This window comes from Moryella indoligenes (assembly GCF_030812885.1).
GTDB classification, from domain to species: domain Bacteria; phylum Bacillota; class Clostridia; order Lachnospirales; family Lachnospiraceae; genus Moryella; species Moryella indoligenes.
The window spans coordinates 36086-54657 of the sequence record NZ_JAUSTO010000009.1 but is presented as its reverse complement, the minus strand read 5'-3'; the positions used below and the strand labels follow the sequence as shown (position 1 = coordinate 54657).

Sequence of the window (18572 nt, the reverse complement as noted above, 5' to 3'; positions counted from 1 at the left end):
AATGGAGAAGATCAGAGCGCTTGCGATCGATGGCCCTGCGGGAGCAGGAAAATCGACAATTGCAAAGGCAGTGAGCAGAGAGCTGAACTGGATCTATGTGGACACGGGTGCGATGTTTCGCGCGATTGCCCTGTTCCTGACAGAGAGAGGCACGGACACGGATTCGGAGGAGGCTGTCGCAGCCGCACTGGACGGGGTGGATATTGCGCTCCGCCATGAGAACGGAGAGCAGAGAATCTTTTTAAACGGCAGGGATGTTTCTGCGGAAATTCGCGAGGAGGCCGTCGGAAATATGGCGAGTCGGGTGAGCGTCTATCCCGCGGTGCGAAACAAGCTTCTGTTTCTTCAGCGTCAGCTTGCGGCAGCGCAGCCGGTCGTGATGGACGGACGTGACATCGGGACTGTCGTGCTTCCGAACGCGGATACAAAGATATATCTCACTGCCAGTGCAGAGGTGCGCGCAAAAAGACGGCTCAGAGAGCTGCTTCTGAAGGGGCAGAGCGCAGAGCTCGCCGAGGTTCAGAGAGATATTGAGGCGCGTGACTACAGAGATATGCACAGAGAGACGGCGCCGCTCCGGCAGGCAGAGGACGCTGTGCTCCTGGACAGCTCGGATATGAGTGCGGCGGAGGTGCAGCGGAAGATTCTCTCGCTTGTCCGGGGAAGCCGGGAGAGGTGAGGCATTGTCAAGTATAAAAATTGCGGAAAAGGCGGGATTCTGCTTCGGTGTGCGCAAGGCGGTGGAGACAGTGTACCGCGAGGCGGAGGAAGCAAGGGGAGAGGTTTATACCTACGGTTCCATCATTCACAACGAGGAGGTCGTGAAGGATCTGGAACGAAAAGGAGTCCGGGTTCTTGACGGGCCGGAGGCGCTCAGAGCACTTCGCGGGGGAACCGTCATCATCCGCTCCCATGGAATCGGCCGGGAGATCTATGAGATCTGTGAGAAGAAACAGCTCCGTGTGGTGGACGCGACCTGTCCCTTTGTCGCAAAGATTCACCGCATTGTGCAGGAGGAGAATGCAAAGGGGCGCCAGGTCATTATTGTCGGAGATCCTGCACATCCGGAGGTCATGGGGATCCGGGGGTGGGGAAGGAAGGACACAGAGGTGATCGAATCTGCTGAAGATTTTGAAGCTCTGGGCCTGGAAAAGGGAAAAAGTATCAGTATTGTCGCGCAGACTACCTATAATCTGACAAAGTTTAAAAAGATTCTTGATAAAATTACGGATTTGGGTTATGATATAGCGTGTTTTAATACGATTTGCAATGCCACGCAGGAGAGACAGACCGAGGCCGGAAGGATCGCCTCAGAGGTCGATGCCATGATTGTCATCGGCGGACAGAGCAGCTCCAACACGCGAAAGCTCGCGGAGATCTGCAGTGCCGCCTGTGAGAATACGTTTTTTGTGCAGACGGCGGATGATCTTGACCCGAAGGTCCTGGCGTCTTTTGAGCGTATAGGCATTACAGCGGGGGCATCAACCCCCAAACATATCATTGAGGAGGTTCAAACAATTGTCAGATCAGAGTTTTGAACAGATGCTTGAGGAGTCTTTTAAGACAATTCACAACGGGGAAGTCGTAAAGGGAACAGTTCTTGATGTCAAAGAGGATCAGATCATCTTAAACATCGGCTATAAGTCGGATGGCATCATCACCAGGAATGAGTACACGAACAACAACAGCCTCGACCTCCGGACTGTCGTGCAGATTGGTGAGGAACTGGAAGCAAAGGTCATGAAGGTAAATGACGGCGATGGCCAGGTATCCCTTTCCTACAGAAGACTTGCCGCGGACAGAGGAAACAAGCGTCTTGAGGAGGCTTACAACAATCACGAGGTTCTCAAGGCGAAGGTTGTTCAGGTCCTGAACGGCGGGCTCAGTGTCATGGTCGAGGAGGCGAGAGTCTTCATTCCGGCCAGCCTTGTGTCCGATTCCTATGAGAGAGATCTCACCAAGTATGCGGATCAGGAAATCGAGTTTGTCATCACCGAGTTCAACCCGCGCAGAAGACGCATCATCGGTGACCGCAAGCAGCTCATGCTGGCTGCGAAGGCTGAGATGCAGAAGGAGCTCTTTGCTCGCATTAAGCCGGGAGACGTTGTCGAGGGTGTCGTGAAGAATGTCACCAATTTCGGCGCGTTTATCGACCTTGGCGGTGCGGATGGCCTTCTTCACATCTCCGAGATGAGCTGGGGCAGAATTGAGAACCCGAAGAAGGTCTTCAAGTCCGGAGACCAGGTCACAGTTCTTATCAAGGATATTGTGGGAACCAAGATCGCACTCAGCCTGAAATTCCCGGAGCAGAATCCGTGGATTGATGCGGCGGAGAAGTATGCGCCGGGCAATGTTGTGACAGGAAGAGTTGCCCGCATGACCGATTTCGGCGCGTTTGTTGAGCTTGAGCCGGGCGTGGACGCGCTGCTTCACGTCTCTCAGATTGCGCGCAGACACATCGACAAGCCGGCGGATGTTCTTCAGATCGGTGACGAGATCGAGGCGCAGATCGTTGATTTCAATGAGGCTGACAGAAAGATCTCCCTCAGCATGAAGGCGCTTGAGATGCAGCCGCAGGGCGATGAGCTCGTGTACAGTGAGGAGGTTCAGCCAGAGGAGCAGCCGGAGGAGCAGCAGTAATACTGCTCTCTTCAGCTCTGAGACAGTTCGAGTTTACAGAGGGTCAAGGTGCGGAGCGTTCCGCGCTTTGGCCCTCTTTCTGACTGCGCCGAAGGAGGTGCATATTGAGAATTGTGCTGTATGCTTATACGGGCCGCGGGAGAGAGCTGAAAGCCCGTCTCCAGTCCATGCTGGAGAAGCAGGGGGAGCTTGTCTTAGAGCTGGCGGTCGAGGAGGCGTTTTCCTGCTGTGATGCGCTGATCTTTATCGGGGCGACCGGAATCGCGGTGAGGAGGATCGCCCCCCTTGTGCGGGATAAATTTCAGGATCCGGCGGTGCTCTCGATGGATGAGCTTGGGAGGCACTGTATTTCTCTGCTCTCAGGTCATGTGGGCGGTGCAAATCTGATGGCGGAGCGCATAGCCGGCATGATCGGCGCAGAGGCTGTTATCTCTACTGCGACAGATCTGTATCATCTCTTTGCTGTGGATCTTTTTGCAAAGGAAAATGCTCTGTGGATCACGGACCGCGTGCTTGCGCGGAAGATCAGTGCGGCACTGCTTCGCGGTGTAAGCATCGGCTTTTGCAGTGATTTTCCTGTGGAGGGAGAGCTTCCGGGTGAGCTGTATCGGGCGGAGAAGCGGGAGATCGCAGCGGGACAGAAGGCACTCTCAATCGCGGTGACGCTCTCGGATGCAGAGCTGGGGGGGAGCTGTCTTCGCCTCATTCCGCGCTGCCTCTCTCTCGGAGTCGGGTGCAGGCGGGGGATTGCCCCTGAGACGCTGCGGGAGGCCCTTCAGCAGTTTCTGAGCGAGCGGGGAATATGTGCTGAGGCAATCTCAGCTGTTGCAAGCATAGAGCTTAAGAAGAATGAGCCGGCAATCCTTGCCTTGGCGGAGGAGCTTCGGGCAGAGTTTCGCGTGTATACGGCAGAGGAGCTGCTGGAGCAGCCGGGGGAGTATGAGGACTCTGCCTTTGTGCGGAGGACAACAGGGGTGGGAAATGTCTGTGAGCGGGCTGCAGCCGCAGTTTTCCCGGAAATTCTTGTGCATAAGACGCGTTATAGGGGGGTGACCCTGGCACTCAGCATGAAGCGGCCACGTCTTCGCTTCCCGGAGCGCTCCTCCTTCCTTCTGATCACCGGCGGTGCCTGGCAGGGCAAGCGCCGCTTTGCGGAGCGCCTCATCGCCGGGGGAAGGCTCTCCGCAGAAGGCGTGCTTTATGTCGAAGAGAAGAGGCTGCAGCGCTGGACAGAGCCTGTGCTCTCCGGAGCGCGCAGCGCGGAGCAGGCTGCGGCAGATGCCGCGGAGGAGCTGCTTGGGGAGCTTGCCGGCATTAAGCGCGCCGGGAGGAGCAGCGCTGCGGTGCAGATGTCGGGTGAGGCTGTAGAGGCACGACCCTTCTGTGCTGCGATTATACTGGACAGCATCGGGAATGGTGTTGTTCCCCTCAGAGCGGAGGACCGCGCCATGCGGGAGCTTGGCGGGAGACTTGCCTGTGTTCTTGCGGCGCAGGCGGCTGAGGTCTGGAAGCTCGAATGCGGTATTGCAGAGAGACTCAAATAGGCTTCATAAATCCTTAAGCAAAGTTAAGGGCAAAGCGGTGGAGAATTTCACGGTTTATGTCTACACTGATTACAGCGTTTTATTTTTTATTCAGAGCGGCGGCGCGGCTCATGCAGCAATCTATAGCGCGGCGCCCTGAATAGCTTGGGAGAGGAGTGAAGTGAATGAATTTAATGCATTTCAGGAGTGTACAGCGCATTACTGCGGCAGCACTGCTGCTCTCAATGTCTGTGCTGAGCTTCAGTCCGGCACTTGGCGCAACCGTGGTGGGCATAGGACCGGACGGGAAGCCCTTTCAGCCGGAGCAGCAGAGTGGTGCAGAGCTTCAGAAGACCGGGGAGCGGGGCAATGCAGCAGGTGCCGGGACGGATCAGGCAGAGGAAAGCAGTACTGCGACAGAGACTGCCGAGCTCAGCGCTGTCATTGCGAACGGGAGAGTGGAGCTTAAGGGAAGCGTGAGCGGAAGCTACTCCGCGGAGGATGGAAAGCTCTATCTCTTTGCCATGGCGCCGTATCAGGATAGTCTCTTCGGAGAACCGATCGCAAATACTGCGGAGAGCGGGCAGTTCAGCTTCAGCACAGAGCTGCGTGCCGGCAGTGCGGATACCAGACTCTATGATGGTTTTGCCGTCGCGGTATGGAAGGACGGGCGCTATCAGGAGATCAGCAATCGCGCCTATATCACCAATCCAGAGACAGTGGCCGGGAGCAGACTTCCCTATCAGGCTCCGCTCACCAAAAAGGGACTGCTCGTGCAGCTGGATATGCTGAGCGATGCCTTTGATCTCGGGGTGAAGCATGTCAATGTCAATTTTAATCTCGCACAGATCACTGCGGGAAGCGGAGTGGATTACAGCTACAGGGGCAAGACCTATCACTTTGATGCCGCACAGATTGCGGAATATGACAAGAATATCAGCGCCTACTCAGGAAAGAGCATGCTGGTGACCGGGATTGTTCTGAACGGCTGGAATGAGCGTATGCCGGAGCTCATCTATCCCGGTGTGAAGAAATCCGGAGACGCCTTCTACTATGGTTTTAACGCATCTACAAAGGAGGGCTATGAGACAACCAGAGCGCTGATGTCCTTTCTCGCAGAGCGCTACTCCGGAGAAAACGCAAGCTGCGGTCGCGTGACCAACTGGATCATCGGGAATGAAATCAATAACAATAAGAACTGGAATTACATGGGGGCGATGGATATGGATCGCTACGTGGAGGAGTATGTCCGCGCCTTTCGTGTGAGCTATACCGCAATTAAGAGCGCTTCTGCGAACGCAAGGGTGTTTTTCTCAATCGATGAGAACTGGAACGATCCAAATGCGGACGAAAAACTGAAGTATTCCGGAAAAAAGATTCTGGATGCGGTGAATGCTGCCATACTTCGCGGCGGAAACATCAGCTGGAATCTGGCGTATCACCCCTATCCCTATCCCATGGTGGAGCCGGAGTTCTGGGATGACCACAGCACCGGAGCCATCGTGCAGAACGAGAGCACACAGATCATAGACTTTGAGAACCTGAACGTGCTGACGGACTATCTCTGTGGCTCGGCCTTCCGGGATCCGTCGAACAATGTGCGGCGCGTGATACTCTCCGAGCAGGGGTTCACTGCGACGAGCGCGAGCCGCGGAAATGTGGAGGAGGCTCAGGCGGCGGCCTTTGCCTACGCTTACTATATTGCAGATTCCAATCCGTACATTGACGCGCTGATTCTGAGTCGGCAGGTGGACGCGCCTGCAGAGGTGAGAACCTCCTGCGCCTTCGGTCTCTGGGCCTGCCGCATGGATGTGGGCGATGCGATCGTCGCGACGAGAAGACGCAGGATATGGTCTGTCTTCCGGGATATAGACAAGAAGGCAAAGACTCTGGAAGCGACCGAATTTGCAAAGTCGGTGATCGGTATCAGCAAGTGGTCAGAGGTCGTTCCCTCCTTCCGCTGGAGGGCGCTGGAAAAATAAGAATGCACAAAAATGCTTCCTAAAAGGAGCAGAGTCTCTCTGAAACGTACATTTGTGCGCCTCACGCGAAAAAACGCTTGAATTCGGGAAAGTGAAGGGGTATGATGAGCGAGTCATAATAGCTTTCCTTCACTGCTGTGCAGCTATGGTGCGCATGGTGTGTGGCGCTATTTGGCCCTGCTATCATATAAATACAGCTCACAGGAGGCATACAGATGAAGCTTGAGAGAAAACTTAGGGTTGCAGTGCTCGGAGCAACGGGCATGGTGGGACAGCGTTTCCTCACAATACTGGAGAATCATCCCTGGTATGAGGTCACTGTGCTTGCGGCAAGTGAGAGAAGCGCGGGAAAGACCTATGAGGAGGCGATCGGCGGGCGCTGGAAGCTTGACATTCCGATGCCGGAGAAATATAAGAAGATGGTTGTCATGAATGTCAATGAGGTGGATGCGGTTGCAGCTCAGGTTGATTTCTGCTTCTCCGCCGTAGACATGACGAAGGAGGAGATACGCGCGATCGAGGATGATTATGCGAAGCATGAGACTCCGGTCGTCTCCAATAACAGCGCACATCGCTGGACTCCGGATGTTCCCATGGTGATTCCGGAGATCAATCCGGAGCATTTTGAGATCATCAGGGCGCAGAGGAAGCGTCTTGGAACCGTGAGAGGTTTCGTCGCGGTGAAGCCAAACTGCTCGATTCAGAGCTATGCGCCGGTGCTCGCTGCATGGAAGGAGTTTGAGCCCTACGAGGTGATTGCAACTACCTATCAGGCCATCTCCGGAGCCGGTAAGAATTTTACGGACTGGCCGGAGATGCAGGGGAATATCATTCCTTACATCGGCGGTGAGGAGGAGAAGAGCGAGAAGGAACCGCTGAAGATATACGGACGAATCGAGGGTGATGAGATAGTCCCGGCTGCCGGGCCGAAGATCAGCTGTCAGTGCATACGGGTACCGGTGCTGAACGGGCACACGGCTGCAGTGTTTGTGAAGCTCAGAAGGAAGGCGGCAAAGGAGCAGCTCATTCAGAAGCTCAGAGACTATGCGGGACTTCCGCAGCAGCTCAGGCTTCCGAGCGCTCCGGAGCACTTTATCTGCTACATGGAGGAGGACAATCGTCCCCAGGTCAGTCTGGATGTCAATTATGAGGGCGGAATGGGCATCTCGATCGGCCGTCTGAGAGAGGACAGCATCTATGACTGGAAGTTTGTGGGACTCTCCCACAACACACTGCGCGGCGCAGCAGGCGGCGCAGTGGAGTGCGCGGAGTGCCTGACTGCACTTGAGTACATCACGGCGAAGGACTGAGACGCGTCGGGTCAGACAGTGAAAACAGAAGACACTTGCAGGACCGGGAGTACCCATATGGGCCCCGGTCCTTTTTAAGCGGTCAGGGGCAGCTGATTTTTCGCCTCAGACGGATTTTGCGGGATACGCGGTTGTGCAGCAAAAAATGAAAGGGAAAAGCCGGCGCACAACAGTCAGGCTTCCGTGTTATAATGACGTATACAGATCAATGACAGCGGAGGTAGAAGGTATGAGTGCAGAGGTGAGAGAGTTCGGGACGCTTGCGGACGGACGCAGCACACAGCTTTTTGTCCTGACAAACGGAAATGGCACGGAAGCTGTATTTACAGATCTTGGAGCTGCCTGGGTCAGCATGAAGGTGCAGGACAGGGAGGGGGAGCCGGGAGATGTGCTCCTCGGTTATGATGATCCTGAGACCTACAACCAGAATCCGACCGCTATGGGGGAGTGTGTCGGGCGCTCGGCAAATCGGATCGGCAACGGGAAGTTCACGCTGGAGGGAGTGGAGTACCAGCTCGCAAGGAATAATCACGGGAAGAACAATCTGCACTCCGGACCTGAGCTCTGGTGCAGCAGGCTCTTCGCGGCAGAGACTGAACAGACAAAGCTCGGGAGCAGGGTTTCTTTCCGGCTGAATTCCCCGGACGGAGATCAGGGCTTTCCGGGCGCGCTTGCTTTTTCTGTGTCCTATACGCTCACAGAGGACGATTCAGTCATCATTGAGTACAGCGGAATATCGGATCGCACGACCATCATCAATCCGACGAACCACGCCTATTTCAACCTTCGAGGCCATGATGCCGGGGATATTCTTGAGCAGGAGGTCTGGATCAACGCAGATTACTTTACGCCGGTGGATGCGTGGTCACTGCCGACTGGAGAGCTGCGCCCGGTCGACGGCACACCCATGGATTTCACCATGCAGAAGCCAATTGGACAGGACATTGATGCAGACGATGAGCAGCTCAGATTCGGGAGCGGCTATGATCATAATTTTGTCCTGAACAACCAGGATGGAAAGCTGCGTCTCGTCGCAAAGGCGAAGGACAGGGAGAGCGGCAGAAAGCTGAAGATCTACACAGACCTGCCCGGCCTTCAGTTCTACACAGGCAATGCGCTTCGCGCGGAGCAGGCAGAGGGCAAGGGCGGTGCAGTCTATGATCACCGTGCGGGCTACTGCTTTGAGACACAGTTCTATCCCGACGCCGTGAATCATGCGGAATGGCCGCAGCCCGTATTCCGGGCGGGGGAGGAATACCATCACTTCACAATCTATAAATTTGTGACGCGGCTTGATGAGGAAGAGGAGGAGACGGACTGAAGCGCCTATTCATAGCTGAGAAGCCGAGCGTCGCGCAGGAGTTTGCGCGGGTACTCGGAGTGAGCGGCAGGAGACAGAACGGATATCTGGAGAGCACAGATACTGTCGTGACCTGGTGTGTGGGGCATCTCATCACGATGAGCTACCCTGAGAAGTATGATCCGCGGCTGAAGCGCTGGGATCTGGAGATGCTTCCCTTTCTTCCGGAGCAGTTTCTCTATGAGGTGATCGGAGATGTGAAGCCCCAGTTTGAGATTGTGAAGGGGCTCCTGAACCGGGAAGATATAGACACCATCTATATCTGTACGGACTCCGGGAGAGAGGGAGAGTATATCTATCGCCTGGTGGACCGCATGGCCGGAGTGCAGGGTAAGACAAGGAAGCGTGTCTGGATCGACTCGCAGACAGAGGAGGAGATTCAGAGAGGTATACGTGAGGCGAAGGACTGGAGTGCCTATGACGGACTGAGCGCGGCTGCTTATCTGAGGGCGCAGGAGGATTACCTCATGGGAATCAATTTTTCCCGCGCGCTGACGCTTCGCTACGGGGGAACATTATCCGCATTCTTAAAGAGGAATCACACGGTCGTGAGCGTCGGGCGGGTTATGACCTGTGTGCTCGGCATGGTTGTGCGGCGCGAGCGAGAGATACGCGCCTTTGTAAAGACGCCCTTTTACCGCGTGCTCGCCGAGTTTTCAAAGGATGGAACCTCGTTTGAGGGAGAGTGGCGTGCGGTGGAGGGTTCCGCGTACTTTCAGTCACCGAAGCTCTATAAGGAGAATGGCTTCAGGAGGCGGGAGGACGCAGATGCACTGATACGCCTGCTCAGTCAGGACGGCAGAGAGGCACAGGTTGTGAAGTCGGAGAAAAAGCGGGAAATACGGAACGCCCCGCTGCTCTATAACCTCGCTGAGCTCCAGAACGACTGCGCGAAGCGCTTTAAGATAAGCCCGGATGAGACGTTAAAGCTTGTGCAGGAGCTCTACGAGAAGAAGCTGGTGACCTATCCCAGAACGGACGCGCGTGTGCTGTCCACGGCGGTCGCGAAGGAAATAAGCAGGAATCTTTCCGGACTTCGGAGGCTCACAGCAGAGCTTCCGGAGGTCGCAGGCTTTGCTGCGGAGGTACTCGACGGAGAGAGCTTCAAAAAGATAGGCAGGACGCGCTACACGAATGACGCGCAGATCACAGATCACTATGCGATCATTCCCACGGGGCAGGGCTTTCCGGCGCTGCGATCACTGAGGCAGCTCCAGCGTGAGGTCTATGAGATGATATGCCGGCGATTCCTGGCTGTCTTCTATCCCCCAGCAGTTTATGAGAAGCGATCCGTGGAGACTGCGCTCGGCAGAGAACACTTTTTCTCGAACTTTCGCATCTGTACGGAGGAGGGATGGCAGCGGCTGTCCGTCTTCCGGCAGCAGGCGAAGAACGGAGAGGAGCATGAAGACATGGCGGAGGGACGCGGTGAGGATCCTGCCTTCCGCGCCATGCTTGCGGGTCTTAAGAAGGGCAGCGAATACGGAGCGGGGAACTATTCTGTGAAGGAGGGAGAGACCTCGCCGCCGAAGCGCTACAGCTCCGGTTCCATGATACTTGCCATGGAGAATGCGGGACAGCTTATTGAGGATGAGGAGCTTCGAAGCCAGATCAGGGGCTCCGGAATTGGAACCAGCGCGACGCGGGCGGAGATCCTTAAGAAGCTCGTGAGCAACAGCTATCTCGCATTGAACGGAAAGACGCAGATTATCACACCGACCCTGCTCGGTGAGATGATCTACGAGGCGGTGCTGCTCTCCTTGCGGCAGCTTCTGAATCCGGAGCTCACAGCCAGCTGGGAGAAGGGACTAGGCTACGTGGCGGAGGGAGCTATAAGCCCGGAGGAGTATATGCAGAAGCTCAGGGCATTTGTGAGCCGCCGCACAGAACAGGTAAAGCAGAGCAATGCGGGCTACCTTCTGCGGGATGCTTTTGAGAAGATGAGGAGCTACTATCCGCCTCCAAAGGCAGTGGCGGCTAGAACTTACAGAAAAAAGAGGAGAGATCAGTGATGAAAAAAGAGGATCTGCGCATTGAGGCGCTGTTTGATCTGAACAGAACCATAGCGGCACCGCTGTTTCAGCGCTTCAGCTATCCCTGGGAGCTGCTGCCGGAGATCGGCAGCTTTCTTATGGAACTCGGTCAGACGCTTCCGGAGTCGGAGTATGAGAAGTTTGGGGACTGCATCTGGGTACACCGTTCTGTGAAGATCGCGAAGACTGTAAGCCTGAAGGGGCCGCTGATTGTCTGCGAGGGCGCAGAGCTGCGGCAGTGTGCCTTTGTGAGGGGGAATGTCCTGATCGGGCGGAATTCCGTTGCGGGCAATTCCTGCGAGTTCAAGAACAGCATACTCTTTGATCACGTGGAGACGCCGCACTACAACTATATCGGCGATTCAGTCCTTGGCTATCGCAGTCACATGGGGGCGGGAGCCATTACGAGCAATATTAAGAGCGACAGAAAGAATATTGTGATTCACTGCGGGAATGAGGAAATTGAGACCGGCCTCAGGAAGATCGGAGGGATACTCGGCGACGGCGTTGAGGTGGGATGCGGTTCGGTTCTGAATCCGGGGGTCGTGATCGGAAAGAATACGACTGTGTATCCGCTCTCCAGCGTGCGCGGCGTGCTTCCTGCAAACACGATCTACAAGCGGGAGGGTGAGCTGGTCCGGAAGCGCTGAGACTGCTGTGCGTTCTTTGTTCATTGCAATTCTGTTTTTTCTGTGTTACGATTAGCTGATTGAAGGGAGCTAATATTCCGATGGGAAGGTGCAGAGGGAAGGTCTTTGTGATCTGCGGCAGCGGTGCCGGAAAGACAAACGCCGCGATCGGCAAGGGTATTAAGTCTCTTGCGGAAGGAAAGACGGTGACTGTGATTCAGTTTCTGAAGGGAAAGGCCAACGAGGGGTTTATGTCTGTCCTGAAGAAACTGGAGCCGGAGATGAAAGCCTTCAGCTTTGAGAAGTATGAGGGCCTGTTTGAGAATCTCTCGGAGGAGGAAAAACAGGAAGATCTCATGAATCTTAAGAATGGCATCAGCTTTGCGCGGAAGGTCATGACGACAGCGGGGAGCGATGTGCTGATTCTGGATGAGCTTCTGGGACTCGTGGATCTCGGTGTGCTGAGCACCGAGGAACTGAAACGGCTCATTCAGGCAAAGCCGGAGGAGATGGAGCTCGTCATCACCGGGAAGGTGTTTCCGGCGGAGTTAAAGAAGGATGTAGACTGCATCTCGTATATCGAAAGTATGATTAATACCTGACGGAGGTAGTGCCTTGGCTATATTTGAAGGCTCCGGTGTGGCCCTTATCACACCGATGAACAGGGATTTCAGTGTAAACTACGATAAGCTGGAGGAGATTATCGAGGAGCAGATCGCAGGCGGAACAGATGCGATCATCGCCTGCGGAACCACAGGAGAGTCCTCAACGCTCACGCATGAGGAGCATATTGAGGTCATCAAGCGCAGCTGTGAGATCGTGAGAGGCAGAATTCCGGTTGTCGCGGGGACGGGGAGCAATGCTACGGACACGGCGATCTATCTCTCTGTCGAGGCGCAGCGCTGCGGCGCAGACGCGCTGCTGCTGGTGTCTCCCTACTACAACAAGACGACACAGAGTGGACTCATTCGCCACTACACAGAGGTGGCGCGCGCGGTCACGCTTCCGCTTCTGCTCTATAATATTCCCGGGCGCACCGGCATGACCATACAGCCGGAGACGATTGCCCATCTGGTAAAAAATGTCGACAATATTGTGGGACTGAAGGAGGCGAGCGGAAACTTTACCGCGATCCTCCGCACACTCTCGCTGATGGACGGCGCGCCGATCGAGATTTACTCGGGAAATGACGATCAGATTGTGCCGCTGATGGCACTGGGAGGCAAGGGAGTGATCTCTGTGCTTGCCAATGTTGCACCGCAGCAGACGCATAATTTATGTATGGCGGCGCTGCATGGAGATATGGCGAAGGCAGCCGCCATGCAGATAGAGGCGGCGGAGCTGGTTCGTCAGCTCTTTGTCGAGGTGAATCCGATCCCGGTGAAAACAGCCATGAATCTCATGGGCAGAGAGGTGGGGCCGCTTCGTCTTCCGCTCTGTGAGATGGAGGAGGAGAATCTCCGAACCCTGAGAGCGGCCATGAAGGAGTATGGTATTCTGTGATTAATATCATTTTGCATGGCTGCAACGGCCATATGGGAAGAATGATCTGTGATACGGCTGCGGAGGAGACAGGTATTCGCATCGCAGCGGGTGTCGATGTTGATACTGCAGTACACTATGATTTTCCGGTCTTTGAGCATATGTCTGATATTTCGGGTGTCGAGGCGGATGTGATCATTGACTTTTCGGTGGCGCGCGCAGTGGATGCACTGATCTCCTATGTTGAGAAAACACAGATCCCCGCCATCATCTGTACGACTGGGCTCACGATGGAGCAGCAGATCCGACTGGAGGAGGCATCCAAGAAGACGGCTCTGCTTCGCAGTGCCAATATGGCGCTGGGGGTGAATCTGCTGATCAGGCTTGCGGCGGACGCCGCAAAAATTCTTGCGGCGAATGGCTATGACATTGAGATCGTGGAGAAGCATCACAGACGCAAGGTGGATGCGCCGAGCGGAACTGCACTTGCCATTGCGGATTCCATTAATGATGCCTGCGACGGACAGTTTCGCTATGTCTACGGGCGTTCCGAGCGCCATGAGGCCAGGGATCCACATGAGATCGGTATTTCAGCGGTGCGCGGCGGAACAATTCCCGGGGATCATGATGTGATCTTTGCCGGAGAGGACGAGCTCATTACGCTGAGCCACACCGCCTACAGCCGGAAGATCTGGGCAAAAGGCGCCTTTACTGCGGCGCGCTTCCTCGCCGGAAAGCCCGCTGGTTACTATACCATGGCGGATGTGATCGGAGATGTGCTGAAGTGACAGCAGTAGCACTGCACCTCGGGCGGCGTGTTTCACTCCGCATACTTTGAGTAAAACTGGAAAGGAACTTCGCGTATGGAAAAACGGGAGATGATTTCCGACAGCAGTACAGCGAGCGTGTATCGCACGGATGATCCGTCTCTTGTGCTGGTTTCCCGCAAGGATACACTGACAGATCTGCACTCCGGTCGCAGCGGGAATTTCCCCGGGAAAGGGGCGCTGTGCAGCAGGATGAGCGCACACGTCTTCCGCTATCTGGAGACGCAGGGCCTTCGCACGGCTTTTGTGGAGGAAACCACAGACACAGACTGCCTCTTCCGTGAGACAGAGCGCATTCCCCTGCGCATCCGGGTGAGGAGTTACAGCGCGGGCGCTTTTGCGGAGCGCACAGGGCTCGCTGAAGGGACGGCCCTCCCGCAGCCCACAGCAGAATTCCGCTACTGCAAAGAGGGACTCGGAGAACCGATGATCAACGGCTATGATGCACTGGCTCTGAAGCTCGTCACAGAGACGGAGATCGAGAAAATTGTAAAGACGGCCTTTCGTGTCAATGAGTTGCTGAGCGTCTATTTCGCGAAGCGGAAGCTGGATCTCGTCGATCTCAGCGTGGAGTTTGGAAGATATAAGGAGGAGCTGCTGATCACAGGGGAATATTCTCCGGATACCATGCGCCTCTGGGACAGTGAAACACATGAAAGACTTGACAGCGAGCGTTTCCTGAAGAATCTGGGAAACGTTCAGGATGCGTACGCAGAACTTGGCAGACGGCTGGGCCTTAGCGGGCACAGCTCATCCTGAGAAAACTATAAGCCCCGGCTTTCCTCACCGACAGAGAGTGAGGAAGGTCGAGGCTTTTCTCATGTGGTGTGGAATACTGTTTGTGTTCACCCGCATGAGAGAGAATCAATTTCTGAAAGTGGAGGAGAGAAGTGATGTCAAAGAATTACAGCGGTTATACCAGCCCTCTTTCTGAGCGCTACGCGTCAAAGGAGATGCAGTACATTTTTTCCCAGGAGAAGAAATTCAGAACCTGGCGCCGGCTCTGGATCGCCTTGGCGGAGACAGAGCGCGAGCTCGGACTGAACATCAGCGAGGAACAGATTGCAGAGCTGAAGAGCTACGCGGAGAATATCAATTATGAGGTGGCGGAGGCGCAGGAGAAACTCGTGCGTCACGACGTGATGAGCCATGTCCATGCCTACGGTGTGCAGTGTCCGAAGGCGAAGGGGATCATTCATCTTGGTGCGACCAGCTGCTACGTCGGAGACAACACGGATATTATCCTCATGACTGAGGGGCTGAGGCTTGTGAGAGAGCGCCTCGTGAATGTGATTGCGGAGCTCTCCGGCTTTGCGGAGCGCTACAGAGAGCTTCCGACACTTGCCTTCACACATTTTCAGCCTGCACAGCCGACTACGGTCGGAAAGCGCGCGACGCTCTGGATCAATGAGCTGCTGCTGGATCTGGAGGATCTGAACTATGTACTGAACGGCATGAAATTGCTGGGCTGCAAGGGCACCACCGGAACGCAGGCAAGCTTCAAGGAGCTCTTTGAGGGGGATGAGGAGAAAATACGCCGCATTGACCCGATGATCGCAGAAAAGATGGGCTTTGCCTCCTGTGTTGCAGTCTCCGGGCAGACCTACTCGAGGAAGGTGGATACAAGAGTTCTGAATGTCCTCGCGGGTATTGCGCAGAGTGCCCACAAGTTCTCCAATGATATCCGGCTTCTTCAGCACCTGAAGGAGGTGGAGGAACCTTTTGAGAAGACGCAGATCGGATCCTCTGCCATGGCCTATAAGCGGAATCCCATGCGCTGTGAGCGCATGGCCTCTCTTGCGGATTACGTGCTGAGCGATGTTCTGAATCCGATGATAGTCTCGAGCACACAGTGGTTTGAGCGCACTCTGGACGATTCCGCCAATAAACGCATTTCCGTCCCGGAGGCCTTTCTTGCAGTGGACGGCATCCTTTTGCTGTACTTAAATGTGGTGGATGGGCTTGTTGTATATCCTAAGGTGATCGAGAAGCATCTCATGGCGGAGCTTCCCTTCATGGCCACTGAAAACATTATGATGGATGCGGTAAAGGCAGGCGGCGACCGTCAGGAGCTGCACGAGCGGATACGGCAGCTGTCCATGGAGGCGGGGCGCCACGTAAAGGAAGAGGGAAGGGACAATGATCTTCTGGAGCTGATCGCCGCCGATCCGGCCTTTAAGCTGAATCTTGAGGATCTTGAGAGGACGATGGAGCCGGGGCGCTATGTAGGAAGAAGTCCGGAGCAGGTCACGGATTTTCTTGCCGCCGAGGTGGCGCCTGTCCTAAGGGAGTACAGTGCGCTGCTCGGAGAGAAGGCGGAGATCAGTATCTGAAAGCAGATCTCCAATGGGCCGGGCAGAGAGGAGATCATCTATCGCGGCCGGAATGCCGGATGATCAGAAGATAGCCGTAGATCACTGCCGGGATGACGACATCGGAGAAGATGAGAACCCGAAGCAGCGGAAGAGAGGAACTGCCGCCAAAGATACCGACAAGGAGAGTGGCTGCAAACAGGATCAGGATGAGCAGAGCGAGCAGCAGTGCCGCGATGCGCCGGAATGCGGAACGTTCAGGCTTCATAAAAGCTCCTTTCTGTTGAGAGCTCAGGGATGATACTTCTCGCCTGAGCCTGTGTCTTGCAATGTTCAGTGAAAGAAATAAAGTCCGCAGGCGGACCTCAGCTCCTCTCACTCATGAGGGGAGCTTGTCAGATCGGGGGAGTTTTCTATATGACTATATGATGAGAGAAGCGCCGTGTGTCTGCGGCGCTTTATGCGTCCTCCGCCAGCTCCTCCCACTCTGCATAGAGCTGCTCAAGCTCAGCCTCGTTTGCTTCCTTTCGCCGCTGAATCTCAAGCAGCGCGGCAGCATCGCGCTGGTTTTCGGGGAGAAGAAATTCTGCCTCGATCGTCCGCAGTGTCTCCTCCAGCGTGTGGATGCGCTGCTCGCACTGCGCCAGAGCATTTTTTCTCTTCTTTTCGAGCGCCTTCTGCGCTTTCGCGTGCTCCCAGTCAGCGCGGGCGCTGTCTGTGCTGCCGGCTTCACTGCTGCGCGCGGCATAAGCTGCGGAGACAGATACACCGGAACCTGCGGGACCGCTCAGCGCCGCGGCGCGCTCCACATCTGCTTTCTTTTCCAGATAGTAGTCGTAATTCCCGATGTAATTTAAGAGCTGTCCGCCAGTCAGATTCAGAATTCTGGTCGCGGTGCGGTTGATAAAGTAGCGGTCATGTGAGACATAGAGCACCGTGCCCGGAAAGGCGCGGAGCGCAGTTTCCAGCACCTCCTTGCTCACCATATCAAGATGATTCGTCGGCTCGTCGAGAATCAGGAAATTGGCGCGGGACAGCATAAGCTTTGCGAGGGATACTCTGCCGCGCTCGCCGCCGGAGAGCTCCGAGACCCGCTTGAAGACCTCGTCTCCAGTGAAGAGAAAGGCAGCGAGCATATTCCGGACCTCTGTGTTATTCATATCCGGCCAGCTGTCCTGAAGCTCCTCAAAAAGCGTCTTCTCGGGGTGCAGTACCTGGTGCTCCTGATCGTAATAGGCGACCATGACGCGTGCGCCGAGCGTCACAGAGCCTTCATCCGGCGAGAGCAGCCCGTTGATGATTTTCAGTATCGTCGTCTTTCCGCTGCCGTTGTCTCCGAGAATTGCCACATGCTCCCCACGCTTCAGGGAGAAAGAGAGGTCTGTAAAGAGCGGTTCCGCTCCAAAGGCCTTTGCGATATGCTCCACCTGAAGCACATCGTTGCCGCTGGCCTCCTCCATGGAAAAACGAAGCTCCATGTCGGCCTTTTCCTCATCAGGACGCTTCAGACGTTCTACCTTTCCAAGGAGTTTCTCCCGGCTTTCGGCCCGCTTTATGGACTTCTCGCGGTTGAAGGAGCGAAGTTTTAAGATGACCTCCTCCTGATGCTTCAGCTCCTGCTGCTGATTGAGGTAGGCCTTTCGTGCCGCCTCGCGCACAGCAGCCTTTTTCTCCGCATAGGCTGTGTAATTTCCACTGTAGCTGGATACATGTCCCGCATCAATATCGATGACCTTCGTCACAATGCGATCTAGAAAAAAGCGGTCGTGCGAGACGATCAGCACGGTGCCGGGATAGTTCATGAGATAGGTCTCAAGCCACTCGATGCTAGAGAGATCCAGATGGTTGGTCGGCTCGTCAAGAAGGATGAGCTCCGGCGCCTCCAGAAGGAGCTTTCCCAGAAAGACGCGTGTCTTCTGCCCGCCGGAGAGTGTGTGCATGGGCCGCTCCGCATCCTCCTCCGAGAAGCCGAGACCGTTCAATATGCCGTTTACGCGGCTCTCCGCGGAGTAGCCGTCCGCGAGCTCATAGCTGTGCTCCAGCGCGGTATATTCTCTGTACAGTGTCTCCAGCTCCGTGCCGGAGGTGTTTTTCATCTGCTCCCGCAGAAAAGCCATGCGTGCCTCCATATCGCGTATGGGCTGAATGACCTGTGTCAGCTCCTCGCGCACGCTGAGCTCGGAATCGATGGTGTTGTTCTGCTTCAGATAACCCATGCGGCAGTCCCGTCTCAGGGAGATATTTCCCTCGTCAGCCGTCAGCTCTCCGGTGATGAGGTTTAAAAGTGTCGTCTTACCCGCGCCATTCAGCCCCACGATGGCTGCTCTGTCGCGCTCATTCAGAAAAAAGGAGGCATCCTCTATGATACGCTCACCTGCGAAGGCCTTGGATATGTGTGCTACATTTAAAATCATTTCCGCTCCTTTGAATCCGGCTCCGAACGCTGTTCCCTGCTGTTGAAAATGCCGGATTTC

General features: G+C 55.4%; 16 protein-coding genes. 14 read left to right on the top strand and 2 right to left on the bottom strand.

The genetic code is table 11. From position 1 onward, the window contains the following. Position 1: 1 nt before the first annotated feature. The 14 genes from cmk (at position 2) to purB (ending at position 16119) form a co-directional block, all read left to right on the top strand. Positions 2 to 679, top strand: a complete 678-nt coding sequence (cmk, locus tag J2S20_RS08085; protein WP_307254858.1) for a (d)CMP kinase — start codon at positions 2 to 4, stop codon at positions 677 to 679. 4 nt (positions 680 to 683) lie between these two features. Continuing rightward, complete coding sequence (gene ispH, locus J2S20_RS08080) at positions 684 to 1538, top strand: 4-hydroxy-3-methylbut-2-enyl diphosphate reductase (RefSeq protein WP_307254855.1); 855 nt, start codon at positions 684 to 686, stop codon at positions 1536 to 1538. Then, positions 1519 to 2640 (top strand): 30S ribosomal protein S1, encoded by a 1122-nt coding sequence (gene rpsA / locus J2S20_RS08075; protein ID WP_307254853.1) that lies wholly within the window; start codon positions 1519 to 1521, stop codon positions 2638 to 2640. The genes ispH and rpsA overlap by 20 nt, the downstream gene beginning before the upstream one ends. A 113-nt stretch (positions 2641 to 2753) precedes the next feature. Beyond that, on the top strand, positions 2754 to 4184 hold the full coding sequence (locus J2S20_RS08070; protein ID WP_242934049.1) for a cobalamin biosynthesis protein: 1431 nt from the start codon (positions 2754 to 2756) through the stop codon (positions 4182 to 4184). A 164-nt stretch (positions 4185 to 4348) separates the two neighbouring features. After that, positions 4349 to 6145 carry a DUF5722 domain-containing protein gene (locus J2S20_RS08065; RefSeq protein ID WP_174901024.1) on the top strand — a complete coding sequence of 599 codons (1797 nt, stop codon included), beginning with the start codon at positions 4349 to 4351 and terminating at the stop codon, positions 6143 to 6145. Positions 6146 to 6360: 215 nt separating this feature from the next. Next, a complete protein-coding gene (asd, locus tag J2S20_RS08060) occupies positions 6361 to 7455 on the top strand; it encodes an aspartate-semialdehyde dehydrogenase (RefSeq protein ID WP_106612583.1) in 1095 nt (364 codons plus the stop codon). Between the two features lie 229 nt (positions 7456 to 7684). Beyond that, entirely contained in the window at positions 7685 to 8776 is a 1092-nt protein-coding gene (locus tag J2S20_RS08055) for an aldose epimerase family protein (protein WP_106612584.1), read from the top strand. Next, the gene (locus J2S20_RS08050; protein WP_330692792.1) at positions 8773 to 10827 is read left to right on the top strand and encodes a DNA topoisomerase; all 2055 of its coding nucleotides are present in this window, start codon (positions 8773 to 8775) and stop codon (positions 10825 to 10827) included. The genes J2S20_RS08055 and J2S20_RS08050 overlap by 4 nt, the downstream gene beginning before the upstream one ends. Beyond that, on the top strand, positions 10827 to 11498 hold the full coding sequence (locus J2S20_RS08045) for an LbetaH domain-containing protein (RefSeq protein WP_307254844.1): 672 nt from the start codon (positions 10827 to 10829) through the stop codon (positions 11496 to 11498). The genes J2S20_RS08050 and J2S20_RS08045 overlap by 1 nt, the downstream gene beginning before the upstream one ends. Before the next feature lie 80 nt (positions 11499 to 11578). Further along, positions 11579 to 12079: a cob(I)yrinic acid a,c-diamide adenosyltransferase gene (locus tag J2S20_RS08040; RefSeq protein WP_307254842.1), complete on the top strand. Its 501-nt coding sequence runs from the start codon at positions 11579 to 11581 to the stop codon at positions 12077 to 12079. A 13-nt stretch (positions 12080 to 12092) separates the two neighbouring features. Beyond that, positions 12093 to 12980, top strand: a complete 888-nt coding sequence (dapA, locus tag J2S20_RS08035) for a 4-hydroxy-tetrahydrodipicolinate synthase (protein WP_307254839.1) — start codon at positions 12093 to 12095, stop codon at positions 12978 to 12980. After that, on the top strand, positions 12977 to 13747 hold the full coding sequence (dapB, locus tag J2S20_RS08030) for a 4-hydroxy-tetrahydrodipicolinate reductase (RefSeq protein ID WP_307254836.1): 771 nt from the start codon (positions 12977 to 12979) through the stop codon (positions 13745 to 13747). Before dapA ends, dapB begins: the two co-directional genes overlap by 4 nt. Positions 13748 to 13822: 75 nt before the next feature. Next, on the top strand, positions 13823 to 14545 hold the full coding sequence (locus J2S20_RS08025) for a phosphoribosylaminoimidazolesuccinocarboxamide synthase (RefSeq protein ID WP_307254834.1): 723 nt from the start codon (positions 13823 to 13825) through the stop codon (positions 14543 to 14545). Positions 14546 to 14679: 134 nt separating this feature from the next. Next, on the top strand, positions 14680 to 16119 hold the full coding sequence (gene purB / locus J2S20_RS08020) for an adenylosuccinate lyase (protein ID WP_307254832.1): 1440 nt from the start codon (positions 14680 to 14682) through the stop codon (positions 16117 to 16119). A gap of 34 nt (positions 16120 to 16153) precedes the next feature. Here purB and J2S20_RS08015 read toward each other — a convergent pair whose 3' ends face one another. Continuing rightward, on the bottom strand, positions 16154 to 16366 hold the full coding sequence (locus J2S20_RS08015; protein WP_106612592.1) for a hypothetical protein: 213 nt from the start codon (positions 16364 to 16366) through the stop codon (positions 16154 to 16156). 190 nt (positions 16367 to 16556) lie between these two features. Continuing rightward, on the bottom strand, positions 16557 to 18512 hold the full coding sequence (locus J2S20_RS08010; protein ID WP_307254829.1) for an ABC-F family ATP-binding cassette domain-containing protein: 1956 nt from the start codon (positions 18510 to 18512) through the stop codon (positions 16557 to 16559). Positions 18513 to 18572: the final 60 nt, after the last annotated feature.

Bases quoted from the DNA above. Each gene is read 5' to 3' on its own strand.
- cmk (WP_307254858.1), top strand. From the start codon at position 2: ATGGAGAAGATCAGAGCGCTTGCGATCGATGGCCCTGCGGGAGCAGGA.
- J2S20_RS08065 (WP_174901024.1), top strand. From the start codon at position 4,349: ATGAATTTAATGCATTTCAGGAGTGTACAGCGCATTACTGCGGCAGCA.
- asd (WP_106612583.1), top strand. From the start codon at position 6,361: ATGAAGCTTGAGAGAAAACTTAGGGTTGCAGTGCTCGGAGCAACGGGC.
- J2S20_RS08055 (WP_106612584.1), top strand. From the start codon at position 7,685: ATGAGTGCAGAGGTGAGAGAGTTCGGGACGCTTGCGGACGGACGCAGC.
- J2S20_RS08045 (WP_307254844.1), top strand. From the start codon at position 10,827: ATGAAAAAAGAGGATCTGCGCATTGAGGCGCTGTTTGATCTGAACAGA.
- J2S20_RS08040 (WP_307254842.1), top strand. From the start codon at position 11,579: ATGGGAAGGTGCAGAGGGAAGGTCTTTGTGATCTGCGGCAGCGGTGCC.
- J2S20_RS08025 (WP_307254834.1), top strand. From the start codon at position 13,823: ATGGAAAAACGGGAGATGATTTCCGACAGCAGTACAGCGAGCGTGTAT.
- purB (WP_307254832.1), top strand. From the start codon at position 14,680: ATGTCAAAGAATTACAGCGGTTATACCAGCCCTCTTTCTGAGCGCTAC.
- J2S20_RS08015 (WP_106612592.1), bottom strand. From the start codon at position 16,366: ATGAAGCCTGAACGTTCCGCATTCCGGCGCATCGCGGCACTGCTGCTC.
- J2S20_RS08010 (WP_307254829.1), bottom strand. From the start codon at position 18,512: ATGATTTTAAATGTAGCACACATATCCAAGGCCTTCGCAGGTGAGCGT.